Below are 15,429 nucleotides of genomic sequence, written 5' to 3'. Positions count from 1 at the left end.
TAAGCCGTGCTTACCGGGTAAGTAGCTCCAGATTACACAGCATTGACAAAGCCCTTGCTAAACAGATAGAGGAGTTCATAAAAAATCTGTTTAGCGAGCGGTATAAGTGCCTGAGGAGTAAGGCACTGGGCTTACTGTCTGAAAATCCTTATTTCAGGGGGTTTTCAGGCACAGTCCTAAACCCGATGCATAGATAGATGTCTATAAGTGGGATATCTGTCTATGCAAAGGGATACTCTCTATTTTACTGAGGCTGTTTAAAAACTCAAAAGTAAGCAAATACAAGTTTTTCTATTGTCCTCCTCTTTTTTTACCGGCATATCCTTTTGGCGCTATGTATTATTCTTAGTCTCATGCTGTATATTTAAACTCGTTGTAGCTCTGAGTGTTGATTTTTTTAAACAGCCTATATTTTACTTGACACAAGACTAAAGGAAAAGTATAGTATTAAACTTAAGCTATGAGGATAAGAATAGCCCACAGTCCTGATTCGGATGATGCTTTTATGTTCTACCCTCTTGTATCTGGTGAAATAGATACAGAAGGGTTTTTAATCGAGCATGTGCTTGCGGATATAGAAACTCTGAATAAGGAAGCCCTCAATGGAACTTACGAGGTCTCTGCCATTTCCTTTCACGCATATCCGTATGTCTCTGACAAGTACTTTGTTCTTCCAAGCGGTGGAAGCGTTGGAGAAGGCTATGGACCTATAGTTGTAGCCAAAAGGAAGCTGGACACACTTAGGGGTAAAAGCGTTGCTGTGCCGGGAATATTGACAACAGCTTATCTCGTTTTGAGGCTGTATGAGCCTGACTTTTACGAAAAGGTGATTCCCTTTGACAAAATTATGGATGCTGTAGAAAGGGAAGAAGTGGATGCGGGACTTGTGATACATGAAGGACAGATAAGCTATGCAGACAGGGGACTTATAAAGCTTTTTGATCTTGGAGAGTGGTGGCAAAGAGAAACAGCCCTCCCATTACCTTTGGGGTGTAACGTAATAAGGAAGGATTTGGGAGAGGAAAACATAAGGAAGATAGAGAAGCTCATGAAAAAAAGTGTGGAATACGCTCTTTCTAATATGGACAAAGCCTTAACTTATGCCATAAATTATGCCAGGGATATAAAAGACAGTGAAGAAAAAACTAAGAAGTTTGTGAGTATGTATGTGAATAATAGAACGCTTGATTATGGGAAAGATGGTAGAGAGGCGGTAAGACTTATGCTACGTATGGGTAAAGAAAGGGGTATTATAAAGGCGAACATACCTGAGGTAATATTCTCAGACGAAATCTAATGTCACAGATGTGTTATACTTATCATCAGTCCCCGTAGCTCAGTAGGATAGAGCGCGAGATTCCTAATCTCGAGGTCGGCGGTTCGACTCCGCCCGGGGACGCTTAAATAAAGTTACGAATAACCTCAAAGATTGACAACAGAAGAGTGATAAATGACTACTCTCAATGGCTGATGAGTATAGGATATCTCAAAAAGCCGAACGTATAGAAGGTCAAACTGATAACCTTCTCCCTTACCATAGGTATGGGCGCTACTTCTGGCGGAGAAGGACCTATAGCTCTTATAGGGCGGGTATTGGATCCACGCTGTCAAACCTTTTAAGGCTCTCTAAAGAGGAAGGGAGGGTTATGCTGGTGGTGGGGCTTTCAAGGCTCCTTTTGCAGGTGCAATAGTAAGCGCCGAAGTCTTTTTTAAAAAAGACTTTGACATAGAAAATTTGACACCCGTCTTTTTGGCTTGTATAAGCTTATACATAACCGCAGACTTTTTCCTTGACTTTGAATCCATATTCTTCGTGCATATACCAGAAATCATAAACTTAAAGCCTTCTGCACTCTTTGCATACTTTCTCTTCGGTAGGGTTGAAGATAAAGCCCTGTTTAAAGACTGCTCTTGGGGGCTTTATGGCCGGCATTGTGGGAATGCTTATACCCTTTGCCATAGGAAATGGCTATGGATACTTACAGCTCATACTGAACTTAAAGCTAATAGACCCTTTACTTATACTTTCTGACGCAGTTGGGGTTGATTTAGGTGTTTCCTTTACCTTTGGATCTGGCATGTCTGGAGGCATCTTTGGACCTTTCGTTATGATGGTGGTCTTTTAGGAGCTTGTTATAGCCTGCTTTTGAATAGTACAGGCTTGACCTTCATGTGCCTTCCTTTACTGTGGTGGGAATGGTAGCCTTTTTTGGAACCTCAGCAAAGGTTCCTCTCTCCACTCTTATACTCATATCGGAGATGACAGGGGGATACGTTCTTTTGGTACCTGCCATGCTTTCTATTTTCACCGCTTACCTGATTTCTGGAAAAAGTGCTTCTTTCCAAGTCAGGTCAATACAAGGCTTGACTCTTGAGCATACAAGGAACAGTGGGGGCTTTGGAACCTTGAAAGGCTCAAGGTGAGGGACTACATGGTGGAAGCTATAACCTTGCAAGCCCACCAACCTGTAGGAGAAGCTAAAAGGCTAATGCAAGAGTATCTAAGTGAAAAGATCGCAAAGGACATTATGAGCGTGAATGTTATAACCGTAAAGCCAGAAGAGAGCATAGCAAAAACATTAAGGGAGTTAAAATAAAAGTTATGCTACAGATAGAAATACTGCAGGGAAGCCTACTTGAGGTAAATGCTGATGCCATAGTAAATCCTGCCAACTCTTTGGGCTATATGGGTGGAGGTGTAGCAGGTGTTATAAAAAAAGCAGGCGGTAGTATTATAGAAAAGGAAGCCATCCTGAAAGCGCCTATAAGTGTGGGATCTGCGGTATTTACATCTGCTGGAAGGTTAAAATTTAAAGGTGTGATACATGCGCCTACCATGGAGGAACCTGCAATGGAAACTACTGAGGAAAAGGTCAGAAAGGCTGTCAGGGCAGCCCTTGAACTTGCAGATAACATGGGCTTTAAAAGTATTGCCATGCCTGGCATGGGGACAGGTGTAGGAAAGCTTCCCAAAGATGTAGCGGCTAAGGCTATGGTCGAGGAGATAGCTAACTTTATACCCATAAATCTTCAAAAGATTGTGCTTGTAGACATAGACGAAGAACTCGTCCAAAAGTGGAGAGAATATGTGGGAAAATAGTTTACCCTCCGAAGAGAGATTCTTCTCCTTTGAAGACTCTGAAAAGTTGAAACTTTCTTTTTTAAAAGCCTGCGATGTCTTCAGGGATTATAAATTTGTCATGCTTCCTACGGTGGAAAGGTACGAAAGCGAACTTTTTACTCATGCTTACAGACCCTTTCTTGTAGGACTATGTCAAGATGGTACGCTTTTGAGTCTTAGAACAGACTGGACAGTGAGTCTTGCCAGATTCCTCTCAAGCATAAAATACCTTGAACTTCCTGTAAAGGTGTATTACTGGGGAAACGTTTTTTCACCTTCAGAAGATACTGAGAGGTTTCAGATGGGTATAGAACATCTCGGGGTGAGGGATCTTCACAGTGATGCACAGGTTATAGAAAAACTGTGCGAATATTTGATAGAGTGTTCAGTAAATAACTTTGTGGTGAATATCGGTCACATGGGCATAATAAACAGTATGCTTGAGAAGTATGAACAAAGGGATGAGATAATAAAAGCTCTCTTTGAAAAAAATTTTTCAGGTCTAAAAAAGTATCCTGAGCTGATGGAACTCCTTTATATGCAGGGGGATAGGAAGGTGGTTGAGGAATTTTTGAGAAAGCACGCTGAGTTTTCAAAAGAGTGCGAGGAACTTCTTGAAATATCCGAGTATCTGAAAGACATTCCCTTGAGCTTTGATATGTCCGAGATTAGACTTCAAAGGTATTACACAGGTATAGTCTTTGAGATCTTCCATCCAAAGCTGGGCTTCCCTATTGCAGGTGGTGGAAGATACGACAAACTTTACGCTATGTTTGGTAAGGATATACCTGCAGTTGGTGGTGCTATTTATCTGGATAGACTTCTTGAACTCTAAGAAAGTTTTGCTTTTAGCTCTTCAATCTTGGTAAGCTTCTCCCAAGAAAGATCTTCTTTGCCAAAGTGCCCGTAACAAGCTGTTTTTTTGTATATAGGTTTTCGCAAATCAAGAAAGTCTATGATCTTTTTGGGACCGGTTGGGAATACATCGAGGAGTACCTTTTTTATCTTCTCCTTATCCACCGTTTCGGTACCATAAGTTTCCAAATCAAAGGCTAAGACTTCACTCACCCCAAAGGCGTAAGCCATCTGAACCATACATCTTCTTGCAAACCCGCAGGCAACTATATGCTTTGCCATCATTCTCGCAAGATAAGAGGCAGATCTGTCCGTTTTGGTAGGATCCTTACCAGAAAAGGCGCTTCCCCCAGAGTAGGCAACATCTCCATAAGCATCGGACACTATCTTTCGTCCTGTCTGACCTGCATCGGCTACAGGTCCACCGAGTACAAACCTTCCAGAAGGGTTTATCATTATTTTTGTATTTTCGGAAATGAGGTTTGAGGGGATAACCTTTCTTATTGCCTCCTCATAGATAAACTCTCTCAAGTTATCTAAAGACACATCCGGATCGTGTTGAACAAAAACTACAAGATCCTTGATAAATAACGGATTTTCGTTTTCGTAAACGACAGTTATAAGAGCTTTCCCATCAGGTCTCAAAAAAGGTGCTTTCCCACCCTTTCTAATATCGGATATTTTCTTAGATAGATTGTGTGCTAAGGTTATAGGCAAGGGCATATAGCTTTGTGTCTCAACGCAAGCGTATCCTATCACCGTTGCTGTATCTCCAGCACCTTCAGAAGATATACCAAGCGCTATCTCCGGACTTTGCTCTTCTATAGATGTTATGACTGCAGATGTATCCGCATCAAAACCGTACTCAGGTCTGTTGTATCCAACTTCCTTTATAGTACTCCTGACTATACCCGGAATATCTACATAACTCTCTGTGGATACATGCCCTGACACAAAGGTCATTCCCGAAATGAGGAGTATCTCAAGAGATACCCTACTGTAAGGATCTTTTCTGATAAACTCATCAAGTAAAGCATCAGCTATCAAATCCGCAAGTTTGTCAGGATGTCCTTCTGTTGGTGATTCAGCCATCTTTATGTATCTTCCCATGACAATTATTATAAATTCACTCGGGTTTTATAAGATCAGCTTTTAAGTAATCCCTGAGTGCATGCGGTACAACTACAGAACCATCTTCCCTTTGGTAGTTTTCAAGTATAGCGGCAAGCGTTCTCCCTACAGCGAGTCCAGAACCGTTCAGCGTGTGGACATATCTGTTTCTACCTTGACCATCCTTAAATCTCGTGTTCATCCTTCTTGCCTGAAAGTCTTCGCAGTTGGAACATGAAGATACTTCCCTGTATCTGCCCTGAGATGGAAACCAAACCTCTATATCGTAAGTTTTTGCTGAGGAAAAGCCCATATCGCCTGTACATAAAAGCACCACTCTGTAAGGAAGGTCCAAAGCCTTAAGTACATCTTCAGCATCTAAGGTGAGCCTTTCTAACTCCTCATAAGAATCTTCAGGTCTTACTAACTTAACGAGTTCTACCTTGTTAAACTGATGCTGACGTATTATACCTCTTATATCTTTCCCATAAGCTCCAGCTTCCCTTCTGTAGCATGGTGTGTAAGATGTCAGGTATATGGGAAGCTCGTTTTCTTTGAGTATTTCATTTCTAAAAAGGTTAGTTAATGGTACTTCTGCAGTGGGTATCAGATAGAGATTGTCTCTCTCGCATACGTACAGTTCTTCTTCAAACTTTGGTAATTGTCCTGTCCCTTCCAAAATTTCTGGTCTCACAAGATGAGGTGGAAATACCTCCTTGTATCCTTTGCTTGTGTGCATGTCCAACATAAAGTTTATTAAAGCCCTCTCTAACTTCGCACCAACGCCCTTAAGTACGGTGAAGCGACTTCCAGATAGTTTCGTTCCCCTCTCAAAATCAAGTATACCTAACTTCTCACCTATTTCCCAGTGAGGTCTTGGTTCAAAACCAAACTCTTTTGGAGTGCCACACCTTCTAACTTCAAGATTCTCTTTTTCGTCCTTTCCTATAGGTACATCATCATGTGGCAGATTCGGTATGCGAAGCATTACATTTTTCAACTCTCTATCCGTAATCTCAAGCTTCACCTCAAGCTCCTCTATGCTATTCTTGATCTTTCTCATTTCCACTTCAAGGTTCAGTGTGTCCTTACCCTGTTTTTTCATGATCCCTATTTCTTTACTTACACGGTTCCTCTCAGCTCTAAGATTTTCAAGCTCTTTAAGGATACTTCTCCTTTCTTCGTCAAGTTCAAGTATACGATCAACAAGTTCATCATATCCTTCGCCTCTTGTCCTCAGCCTCTCTTTTACAAAATCGCTTTTCTTTCTTATAAGCTCAAGATCAAGCATGGTTCTATAATTTTAATCCATGAAAAAACCTCAAACCCCTCTTCTGGCTGTGGATGGTGTAGTTAGGCTGTGGAAAGAAACCACCTTCAGAGGTATAGTGCTTATAGAGAGGCTTTACCCACCTTACGGTTTTGCACTACCAGGTGGCTTTGTTCAAATTGGTGAAACTGTGGAGGAAGCTGTAATAAGAGAGATAAAAGAAGAGACTGGGCTTGACGCAAGTATAAGAAAGCTGCTCGGTGTATACTCTCACCCAAATAGAGATCCGAGATTCCATGTAGCTTCTGTAGTTTTTATTCTTGATGCTGAGGGGAGTCCTTCGGCTGGTGATGATGCAAAAAAAGTCCACATATTTAAGCTTGAGGATATACCCTTTGATAAGCTCGTCTTTGATCATGGAAGTATACTTTGGGACTTCATAAGATCTTAGATATAAAATGCCAACATTGTTCTGAAAGGAATTTCTCATTCAGCGTGTTTATAATTAATTAAGTTCAAAATGTACGGAAAGGTATTTTTTGCTTTGTTGATGATATGCCTGATGGCTTACGCTCAGGATTGTGCGTCCCTCATGTCAAGATACACAGCACTTGAGAAAGATGCTATATATGAAGAGCTGATGAGTGAGGCTGACAGACTTATAAAGGAAGGATGTTCTACGGGTAACAGCAAACTTCAGCGCTCCGCAGATAAGGTACTTTACGCTCTTGAGGTTCTCAAAAGTGATGACTTGAAACTACCTTCAGACAGAAAGCTCCTTGACATAGTAGTGCAGAAAAGATTAAAAAATGCTCTTCTTACTCTTAACGCTTCAAGAAAATATAGAGATAAGTATAAGAATCTCTATTCTTATGAGCTACTCTTTTATCAAGTAGCAAAGGAAAACAGTAGAGTTAAAGATTATGAGTATGCCTTAAAATACTCTCAGGCATCTTACTTTTTAGGAAGAGCCATACTTGAACTAAGATGAGTTTTAAAGAAGGAGATTACGTAATTATACTATACAGGGAGAGGAAGTATCTGAGGAAGCTTGTGAAAGGCATGAGTCTGAGTGTGCGGGGACACACTATAAACTTTCACGATATATTGGGGAAACAGGATGGGCAGAGGGTTGGTGAATTCTTTGTACTAAGCCCTACCCTTGAAGACATTATACTCTTAGGTTTTGAAAGGAAAACACAGATTGTTTATCCAAAAGATGCCTTTTATATAGCTTTAAAGTTAAATGTAAAGCGCACAGATAAAGTGTTAGAGTTCGGTACAGGTAGTGGTGCTATGACCACCGTCCTTTCATATTTAGCCGGAGAGGTGTGGACTTATGAAACCTCCAAAGATTTTTATGCCAATGCTTTGAAAAACTGGGAGAAATTTAATCTATGCACCAATGTAAAGGCTTTTAATACCAACTTCCTTGAAGCCCATTTTGAAGAAGAGTTTTTTGATGCGTGCTTTGTTGATGTGAAAGAGCCATGGGAGTATTTAGAAAAGGTCTGGAAAGTATTAAAGCAAGGTAAAGTTTGTGCCTTTGTACTTCCAACTACCAATCAGGTGAGTAAATTGCTATCTTTCATGAAACCCCTTTTTACTGATCTTGAAGTGATGGAGATCCTGTTGAGACATTATAAAATAAATCCAGAAAGGCTCAGACCAGAAGATCAAATGCCCGCCCACACAGCTTATCTTATTTTTGGAAGAAAAAGGATATAACTACCCTTTATGTCGTAAGTTTGTATTCTGCAATAGTCATATCCTTTTGGTGCTTCTTTACCCTTCATCACGAAGACGGAGATGCGAGCTAATTTATTGAGCATGGGCAGGATCTCTTTGAGTTGACCCAAAGCCCTGCACACAACTATATCAAAGCTTTCTTCAATATTCTCTGCCCTTTTACAAAGAACTGTATATTCAAGACCGAGTTTTACCTTCAGGTATTCAAGGAAGGCACACTTTTTAGCAACGGACTCTACCAAGGTTAGGTTTATGCGATCACCGTAGTATATTTTGAGAGGTACACCCGGGAAACCGGCACCTGAACCCACATCGCACACACTCTTACCCTCCACATTTATGCCCTTTTCCCTAAAGCACAACGCTAAGGTAAGAGAATCAACAAAGTGCCGAATAACTATTTGCTTATCATCCTCAATAGCCGTAAGCTTGTGTACTCTATTCCATTTTTTTAATTCCCGTATATAGATTTTAAAGAGTTCCGACTGTCTGGAAGACAACTCAAATCCGTTTCTTTTGAAGATCTCTTCTATCAAGATTTGAGCAGATACTGTATATCTTTAGCCATTTTATCCGGATCTTGTTTTGCAGGAGTGTAGAGAAGTTTTATCCTCATATCGGGGGTCACTACGTATATGGTAGCTGTATGATCTACGAGATAACCTGCGGCAGACTCACCTTTCACCTTTCTGTAGAAAACCTTGTACTCTTTGGCTACCTTCTTTATATCCTCTTGGCTTCCGGTAAGACCTACAAAAGTAGGATAGAAGAAAGGTACATAACCCTTCAAAACGCTCGGACTGTCCCTTTCTGGATCAACAGTTATGAAAAGAACCTGAACCCTTTGTCTCTCATTTTCCTTAAGCTTTTTCATCATGTTTGCAAGTGTAGTCAAGGCTGTTGGACATACATCCGGACAATGAGTATAACCGAAAAATATGACTACTATATTACCCTTTGATGTGTAGTCAGACAATTTTACCTGCTTTCCATCGTAGTTTGTGAGCTTAAAGTCATAAGCGGGCTGATCGTAAACAAAACCGTAAAATTCGTGCTTTTTTTGACAGGAGAGAGCTAAACTTAAAATAAACGACCATGTTATAAATAACGCTAATTTCCTCATATCACCAGATTATAACCTATGTGGTAAAATTGGTGCTATGGAGTTTGAACCAGTAATAGGTCTTGAGATACACGTACAGATGGATACAAAAACAAAGATGTTCTGCTCGTGTCCTGTAGAGTTTGGGGCTGAACCTAATACGAGAGTATGTCCCGTGTGTCTTGCTCTTCCTGGAAGCCTGCCAGTAACTAACAGACAGGCTGTAGAGTACGCTATAAGAGCTTCTCTCGCCCTGAACTGTGAGATAAGAACCAGATGCCTTTTTGCAAGGAAAAATTACTTCTATCCTGATCTTCCAAAAGGGTATCAAATATCCCAGTATGAGGAACCCCTTGCTGTAAACGGATGGCTTGAGATTGAAGGTAGAAAAATAAGGATAAGGAGACTCCATATAGAGGAAGATGCAGGTAAAAACATCCATGAAGGTTCAAAAACGTACGTGGATCTAAACAGAGCGGGAACCCCACTGATGGAAATAGTCACCGAACCAGATATAAACTCTGCAGAATTGGCAAAGCTCTTTTTAGAAGAACTCAGAAATATCATGAGATACACAGGTGTATCAAAAGCTGATATGGAAAAGGGTCAGCTAAGATGTGATATAAATGTATCTATAAGACCCAAAGGCTCTAACATTCTCGGTACCAGAGTGGAGATAAAGAATGTAAACTCTTTCAGATTCGTCCAAAAGGCTATAGAAAGTGAAATAGAAAGGCAGATAAAGATACTGTCTTCTGGAGGACAGATAAAGCAAGAGACGAGAACTTTTGATCCTGCCACTGGTCTTACTCACCCTATGAGAACTAAGGAAGAAGCACAAGACTATAGGTACTTTCCTGATCCGGATCTTCTACCTTTGATAATTTCCAAAGAATGGGTAGAGGACATAAAAAGGCGTATGCCAGAACTCCCTTCACAGCGTAGAGAGAAGTTTGTGAAGAAGTACGGTCTTACCAAGTATGAAGCGAAGGTTATGACGGATCTCAAAGCTGTAGGTGACTTTTTTGAAGAAGCACTACGTTTTTATCATGAACCTAAACTTTTATCCAATTGGCTTTTAAACGACCTTTTAGGGCTTTTGAACGAAGCGGGCAAAGACATAGAAGGGTCACCAGTAAATCCCTCACAACTTGCCAAACTCGTAAGCTTTATAAAGAATGGTACGATCTCTTCAAAACTTGCCAAAGAGGTGCTTAAACTTATGGTAGAAACCGGTAAGGATCCCGAGCTTATTATAGAAGAAAGAGGACTAAAACAGGTGAGTGATGAAGAGAGTATAAAGAAGCTCGTAGAGGAGGTACTCAGAAATCACCCCAAAGAAGTAGAAAGATATCTACATGGTGAGGAAAAGATATTCGGCTTCTTGGTAGGGCAAGTTATGAAGTTAGCCAAAGGTAGAGCAAATCCTCAGTTGGTCAACAGGATCCTGCACGAGCTTTTAAAAGTTTATACGGGTTGAGCCTTTTTACCCTTCGGTAGCAGGAGCATAAGCACAGGTGAAAGAACCACCATTAATATGGAGACTATCTGATTCCAAGTAAGACCTATACCGGGAATAGGAGGAGTCACACCCCTGTAAAACTCAAGGAAGAACCTGAGGATACCGTAAAGGATCATGTAAAGTGAAAATACAAAACCGTCAAAGGGTTTTTTTCTGTAAGCCAAGAGTAAAAGAAAGAATATGAGTATAAGCCCTATGAATTCCATAAGTTGTGTAGGATAAAGTGGCATGTAGGGTGGAGCTACCGCACCCTCGGGAAAAACCATATAAAAGAAAGGGAACTTAGTTGTAAGATGAATACCCGGCGTGGAAACACCTTGTACTGGAAAGGGAAGTCCGTAACAGCATCCTGCTGAAGTACATCCAAGTCTTCCTACAGCATGCGCAATTGTCAAAGATAGCGCAGCTATGTCTCCTACCTTCCAAACAGGAAGTTTGTACCTCACTATGCCAACAATAACTCCTAATACACCTCCAAAAAGTCCACCAAAAAAGTCCATTCCGCCGTTCCATATAGCGATCACATCCACAAATCCCTTTATCTGTTCGGGATGCTCGATCACGTAAGATAGCCTACCTCCGATTATGCCGAAAGCTAAAGCCAAAAGTAGTGTGTTTTCTATATGAGATGCGTTTAAGCCTTCCTTTTTTGCAAGCTTCAAGCTGAGAAAGTATGCCAAGAGCGCACCAGTTGCAACAAGGACACCATACGTGTATATTTTGATACCAAATAGCTCAATAAGTACAGGAAACATAACTTTTAAACCTCCATAAGGTATTTTTACCCATAGCCGAATATCAAGTCAAGTATACCCGCTTCTATCCGTATCTCCCAATTTCTAAAGTTATCCTCTTTGTTAAGCACTGTAAGGTAACCCTCCCTCTCAAGATAGAGTATGAGTTTAGCAAGGTTAGATAGTCCGCATATTTTAGCACTCTGAAGATCCTCTATCTTTACCTTAGGCTGGGGTACTTCCGCCTCTTTGTATATTCTCAGAAGTTCGTCCTTGAGGTTGTAGTGCAAACTGTCAAAGTCGCACACTTAGAGCCTCCTTTATAACTTCCGAGTCTTTAAAGGGATGCCTCACACCTTTTATTTCCTGATAGTCTTCGTGTCCTTTGCCAGCAACCAAAACTATATCACCCGGCTTAGCAAGACTCAGAGCTATATTTATAGCTTTCTTTCTGTCTTCTTCCACGATCACCTTTGATGTATCTTTTATACCAATGCATATATCTTTTATAATGTCCATAGGTTCTTCGTCTCGCGGATTGTCCGATGTTATTACAAGAAGGTCCGACAAGCGTTCTGCCACACTTCCCATTAGTGGTCTTTTTGTTCTGTCTCTGTTTCCGCCAGCACCAAAAACCGTTATTACTCTTTTCTTGGATAGTCTTCTTATACTCTTGAGTATATTCTCAAGAGCATCAGGCGTGTGCGCATAATCTACTATCACCAAAAAACCATTCCCTCTGTAAGTTTCAAATCTACCGGGTACATAAACCTTTCTTACTCCTTCCTCAATGGCTTTTGCATCCACACCTAAAAGGAGACCGCAGAGTACAGCCAAAGATAGGTTATACGCCTGAAAATCTCCTACAAGGTTTGAGCATAGTTCGTAAATTTTCCCTTCGTACTCTACCTTTAGCCTTGAGCCATGAAAATCTGTATTGAAATCAATTATCTTAAAGTTTCCTTCCTTTCCGTAGGTTATAGCTCTGCCCTTTAACTCCTTGACTATTCTTTTCCCGTACTCATCATCTGAGTTTACCAGAGCATAATCGTATACGTACTCAGTAAAGAGCCTGAGTTTTGCTTTAAAGTAGTTTTCCATGCTTTTGTGATAGTCAAGGTGATCGTGGGAGAGGTTGGTAAAGCCTACCACACAAAAGCGTGTACCCCAAACCCTTTTTTGATCAAGAGCGTGTGAAGAAACCTCAGCAACAACAGCTTCAGCACCGTCTTCAAGCATATTTCTTAAAGTCATATGCCAAGCTGTAGGGTTGGGTGTTGTCCTGCTTTCGTACTGATATATTTTGTTCAAAAATCTGTAATACACAGTTCCTACAAGACCCGTCTTTATACCCGCTTTGTTGAGGATAGCTTCTATTAAGTGCGTGGTTGTTGTTTTACCGTTTGTACCTGTTATACCAATTACTTTCAGTTTTTTAGAAGGCTCACCGTAAAAGGCATCTGCAAGCTCCCCGAAAGCCCTTCTGGTATCCTCCACTTTCACAATGCGCTCATCTGAAAGTCCTAAATCCCTCTCCACAAACACCCATTTTGCACCTCTGTTTAGAGCTTCCTTGACAAAATCATGTCCGTCATTTTTGGATCCTTTTATAGCAACGAAGATGTAATCTTCCTTAACATCCTTGGAATTTTCTGTTATGCCTTTTACACCAGAAAGGAGGTCTTTTATGTTCATCTTCACTTTTCCGTGATCGTTTCCTCCACCTTCATACCGAAGTGTCTTCCCGCTTCTTCTATGTAACCTAAAACCTCGTCACCTTCTTTTAGTTCAACTACGGAAATGGGCATCCCGTCAGGTTTTGTAAGTCTTATAGTTTCCGCATTTTGAAGTATTGCGCTAACTTTTTTGTTATCAACCCTCCCCTCTACCAAAAGCATTGGACGCCTCTCCACCTTTGATCTCCCTACATAGACGAGTCTCCCTCTCCCTTTGTAGTCATAAACCATCACCGCATCTCCAGAAGAAAGCTCGCACAGATACTTGGTTTTGTTGTTTGGTACCCTTACATACATGTGTACAGCACCTGCATTTACTCGGAATGGTCTTGAAGCTACGTAAGGATTTTCCTCAGTTTCCGCATGCACAAGAAACATACCACCAGAAGAGTTGCCTACCAGCATACCTTCACCTCGGTTAAGCAAGGATGTGGTATCCACGCACACCCTGTCTCCCAAACCGAGTGCAAATATGCGTGTGATCTTAACTACAGATAGTGAAACTTTTTCTTCCTCTTCCTCCAAAGCCTTTCCAACCCTTTTTATGGTATTTATATCCTCGCTTTTTAAAACCACACCTTTCACACCCTTTTCCAGTATCTTCAGAGCAGTTTTTGCTTCTTCTTCGTTTCTTACTACCGCGTAAAGCTCTTCCCTTTGAGCTACCAAATTCTCAAGAGGAATTACCGTCCAATCCGTGGTCTCAACAATTACTTTCACGTGTGGAGGATACTTCCCGGCTCTTTCCTCATCTTCCTTTCCCTTTATAAGCACGTATACAACATCCTCACCCAGCTTCATATCTCCATCCTGAGAAACCACATTCACCCTTCCAAGTCTTTTAACTTCTTCTTTTTTGGAGGGATCGTTCAAAATTATTGTAGTAGCTCCCGACTCAATGGCTGTAGTTATAAACTTTTTATCATAACCTTCAGCCCAATACCAAAATTCCTTCATGACTCTAAAATTATATCACCGATGAGATTAAAAACTTCAACAGTGCCTTTTGCGTGTGCAATCTGTTTTCAGCTTGCGTAAAAATAAAGTCAGCGTACTTTTCAAAGATCTCTTCGGTTATTTCCTCGCCCTTTTTAGCAGGAAGACAGTGCATTACCTTAACATCCTTCCTTGCATGAGATAAAAGTTCTTCATTCACCTGATAAGGTAATAACATATTTATCTTTTCTTCACTTCTTTCCTGATTCATACTCACCCAAACGTCTGTATAAATAACATGCGCATCTTTTACAGCTTCTACGGGATTTACGGTCAGGTATATGCTACCTCCAGTGATTTTACAAAGATCTTCTCCTGCCTGATAATAGTAGCTACTCGGTTCGTAACCCTCCGGAGTTGCAACAAAAAGGTTAAGACCAAAAAGCCCAGCAGCTACCAGCCAAGTGTTGCATACATTATTCCCATCACCCACGTACGCTATCTTTATATTCCTTATATCCTCCTTGAAGGTTTCATAAAGCGTGAATACATCGCTAAGCACTTGACAAGGGTGTGACATATCGGTGAGTGCATTTATCACCGGTATTGTTGAGTACTTGGCATATTCTTCAAGCCTTTTGTGTGAGTCCGTCCTGATTACTATACAGTCCAGATATCTTGATAAAGTCCTTGCAGTATCTTTAAGATCTTCACCCCTTGAGATCTGAAGACTTTGCTCAGCTAAGTATATGGTATTTCCACCAAGCTGATTTACAGCTACCTCAAAAGATACCCTCGTTCTTGTAGATGGTTTTGTGAAAAAAAGCCCAACATTTTTGCCAAAAAGATGCTTTTCCCTATCCTGCCCACGCTTTATACTTTCAGCGTTCAGCAATATACTCCACCCCTCGTCCGGGGTTATATCCCAAAGATCCACAAAGTTTCTTATCATTTTTAATATTATACATAAAGCTTGCGCACACTACAAAACTTCTGTATAATTTTATTGTGAAGTTTTGCGGGACCTTAACAGTCCCGTGTCATCTTTAGAGCTGAATATGGTATGTGTTTTAAAAAGGAAAGGCAAGTCAAGGGTGTCATCTTGATGTCAAGATGCTTTTATGCGTTGATGACTTTATGACTTGATGACATACCATTTAAAAGCTTGTGTGTCAAAGCTTTAAACTTTATAATTCTATACTCAACCTTGCATGACCGACGATTTTCGGAAATTAATTTCATTTGAAGAAGGTACCCCCTTGACAAAATCCTTGATATGCCTTATTATCTTTAA

General features: G+C 40.8%; 19 protein-coding genes, 1 tRNA gene and 1 pseudogene. 12 read left to right on the top strand and 9 right to left on the bottom strand.

The window, feature by feature from the left end; genetic code table 11:
* The 8 genes and pseudogenes from ABWK04_04835 to ABWK04_04800 form a co-directional block, all read left to right on the top strand.
* Positions 1-197, top strand: a 197-nt coding sequence (locus tag ABWK04_04835; GenBank protein ID MEZ0361211.1) for a hypothetical protein, incomplete at its 5' end; no start/stop codon positions are given.
* A gap of 263 nt (positions 198-460) precedes the next feature.
* On the top strand, positions 461-1,297 hold the full coding sequence (locus ABWK04_04830) for an MqnA/MqnD/SBP family protein (protein MEZ0361210.1): 837 nt from the start codon (positions 461-463) through the stop codon (positions 1,295-1,297).
* A 28-nt stretch (positions 1,298-1,325) separates the two neighbouring features.
* Positions 1,326-1,399 (top strand) — tRNA-Arg (locus ABWK04_04825).
* A 288-nt stretch (positions 1,400-1,687) separates the two neighbouring features.
* A pseudogene (locus tag ABWK04_04820) lies at positions 1,688-2,126 on the top strand (chloride channel protein).
* Between the two features lie 70 nt (positions 2,127-2,196).
* Positions 2,197-2,424, top strand: a complete 228-nt coding sequence (locus ABWK04_04815) for a chloride channel protein (GenBank protein ID MEZ0361209.1) — start codon at positions 2,197-2,199, stop codon at positions 2,422-2,424.
* A gap of 8 nt (positions 2,425-2,432) precedes the next feature.
* Entirely contained in the window at positions 2,433-2,597 is a 165-nt protein-coding gene (locus ABWK04_04810; protein MEZ0361208.1) for a CBS domain-containing protein, read from the top strand.
* A gap of 5 nt (positions 2,598-2,602) precedes the next feature.
* Positions 2,603-3,100 (top strand): ADP-ribose-binding protein, encoded by a 498-nt coding sequence (locus ABWK04_04805; GenBank protein ID MEZ0361207.1) that lies wholly within the window; start codon positions 2,603-2,605, stop codon positions 3,098-3,100.
* Positions 3,087-3,956 carry an ATP phosphoribosyltransferase regulatory subunit gene (locus ABWK04_04800; GenBank protein MEZ0361206.1) on the top strand — a complete coding sequence of 290 codons (870 nt, stop codon included), beginning with the start codon at positions 3,087-3,089 and terminating at the stop codon, positions 3,954-3,956. Before ABWK04_04805 ends, ABWK04_04800 begins: the two co-directional genes overlap by 14 nt.
* Here the strand turns inward: ABWK04_04800 and metK are convergent.
* Together metK and serS are read right to left on the bottom strand one after the other, a co-directional pair.
* Entirely contained in the window at positions 3,953-5,086 is a 1,134-nt protein-coding gene (gene metK, locus ABWK04_04795) for a methionine adenosyltransferase (GenBank protein ID MEZ0361205.1), read from the bottom strand. The two genes, ABWK04_04800 and metK, sit on opposite strands and share 4 nt — an antisense overlap.
* A 16-nt stretch (positions 5,087-5,102) precedes the next feature.
* Positions 5,103-6,377, bottom strand: coding sequence for a serine--tRNA ligase (gene serS, locus ABWK04_04790; GenBank protein ID MEZ0361204.1), 1,275 nt, complete (start codon positions 6,375-6,377; stop codon positions 5,103-5,105).
* A gap of 19 nt (positions 6,378-6,396) precedes the next feature.
* Between serS and ABWK04_04785 the strand changes: the two genes are divergently transcribed.
* From ABWK04_04785 to ABWK04_04775, 3 genes are all read left to right on the top strand, one after another.
* A complete protein-coding gene (locus ABWK04_04785; GenBank protein MEZ0361203.1) occupies positions 6,397-6,807 on the top strand; it encodes an NUDIX hydrolase in 411 nt (136 codons plus the stop codon).
* Positions 6,808-6,876: 69 nt separating this feature from the next.
* Positions 6,877-7,347, top strand: coding sequence for a hypothetical protein (locus tag ABWK04_04780; GenBank protein ID MEZ0361202.1), 471 nt, complete (start codon positions 6,877-6,879; stop codon positions 7,345-7,347).
* Positions 7,344-8,084, top strand: a complete 741-nt coding sequence (locus tag ABWK04_04775; protein ID MEZ0361201.1) for a tRNA (adenine-N1)-methyltransferase — start codon at positions 7,344-7,346, stop codon at positions 8,082-8,084. The genes ABWK04_04780 and ABWK04_04775 overlap by 4 nt, the downstream gene beginning before the upstream one ends.
* Here ABWK04_04775 and rsmG read toward each other — a convergent pair.
* Together rsmG and ABWK04_04765 are read right to left on the bottom strand one after the other, a co-directional pair.
* Complete coding sequence (rsmG, locus tag ABWK04_04770; protein MEZ0361200.1) at positions 8,054-8,641, bottom strand: 16S rRNA (guanine(527)-N(7))-methyltransferase RsmG; 588 nt, start codon at positions 8,639-8,641, stop codon at positions 8,054-8,056. The two genes, ABWK04_04775 and rsmG, sit on opposite strands and share 31 nt — an antisense overlap.
* Complete coding sequence (locus tag ABWK04_04765) at positions 8,638-9,228, bottom strand: SCO family protein (GenBank protein MEZ0361199.1); 591 nt, start codon at positions 9,226-9,228, stop codon at positions 8,638-8,640. Before ABWK04_04765 ends, rsmG begins: the two co-directional genes overlap by 4 nt.
* 37 nt (positions 9,229-9,265) lie before the next feature.
* On the opposite strand from ABWK04_04765, the gene gatB reads away from it, so the two are divergent.
* Positions 9,266-10,687 carry an Asp-tRNA(Asn)/Glu-tRNA(Gln) amidotransferase subunit GatB gene (gene gatB, locus ABWK04_04760; protein MEZ0361198.1) on the top strand — a complete coding sequence of 474 codons (1,422 nt, stop codon included), beginning with the start codon at positions 9,266-9,268 and terminating at the stop codon, positions 10,685-10,687.
* On the opposite strand, the gene ABWK04_04755 is transcribed toward gatB, so the two are convergent.
* From ABWK04_04755 to argF, 5 genes are read right to left on the bottom strand one after another with little or no spacing between them, the layout of a single operon-like run.
* On the bottom strand, positions 10,675-11,484 hold the full coding sequence (locus ABWK04_04755) for a prolipoprotein diacylglyceryl transferase family protein (protein MEZ0361197.1): 810 nt from the start codon (positions 11,482-11,484) through the stop codon (positions 10,675-10,677). The two genes, gatB and ABWK04_04755, sit on opposite strands and share 13 nt — an antisense overlap.
* Before the next feature lie 26 nt (positions 11,485-11,510).
* Complete coding sequence (locus ABWK04_04750) at positions 11,511-11,771, bottom strand: hypothetical protein (GenBank protein MEZ0361196.1); 261 nt, start codon at positions 11,769-11,771, stop codon at positions 11,511-11,513.
* On the bottom strand, positions 11,758-13,158 hold the full coding sequence (locus tag ABWK04_04745) for a UDP-N-acetylmuramoyl-L-alanyl-D-glutamate--2,6-diaminopimelate ligase (protein ID MEZ0361195.1): 1,401 nt from the start codon (positions 13,156-13,158) through the stop codon (positions 11,758-11,760). Before ABWK04_04745 ends, ABWK04_04750 begins: the two co-directional genes overlap by 14 nt.
* 2 nt (positions 13,159-13,160) lie before the next feature.
* Complete coding sequence (locus ABWK04_04740; protein MEZ0361194.1) at positions 13,161-14,156, bottom strand: 3-dehydroquinate synthase II; 996 nt, start codon at positions 14,154-14,156, stop codon at positions 13,161-13,163.
* A 10-nt stretch (positions 14,157-14,166) separates the two neighbouring features.
* Positions 14,167-15,087 carry an ornithine carbamoyltransferase gene (gene argF, locus ABWK04_04735; protein ID MEZ0361193.1) on the bottom strand — a complete coding sequence of 307 codons (921 nt, stop codon included), beginning with the start codon at positions 15,085-15,087 and terminating at the stop codon, positions 14,167-14,169.
* Between the last annotated feature and the right edge of the window lie 342 nt (positions 15,088-15,429).

The sequence above is a fragment of the Hydrogenobacter sp. genome (assembly GCA_041287335.1).
Classification (GTDB): domain Bacteria; phylum Aquificota; class Aquificia; order Aquificales; family Aquificaceae; genus Hydrogenobacter.
This window is presented reverse-complemented; position numbering and strand designations above follow the sequence as displayed.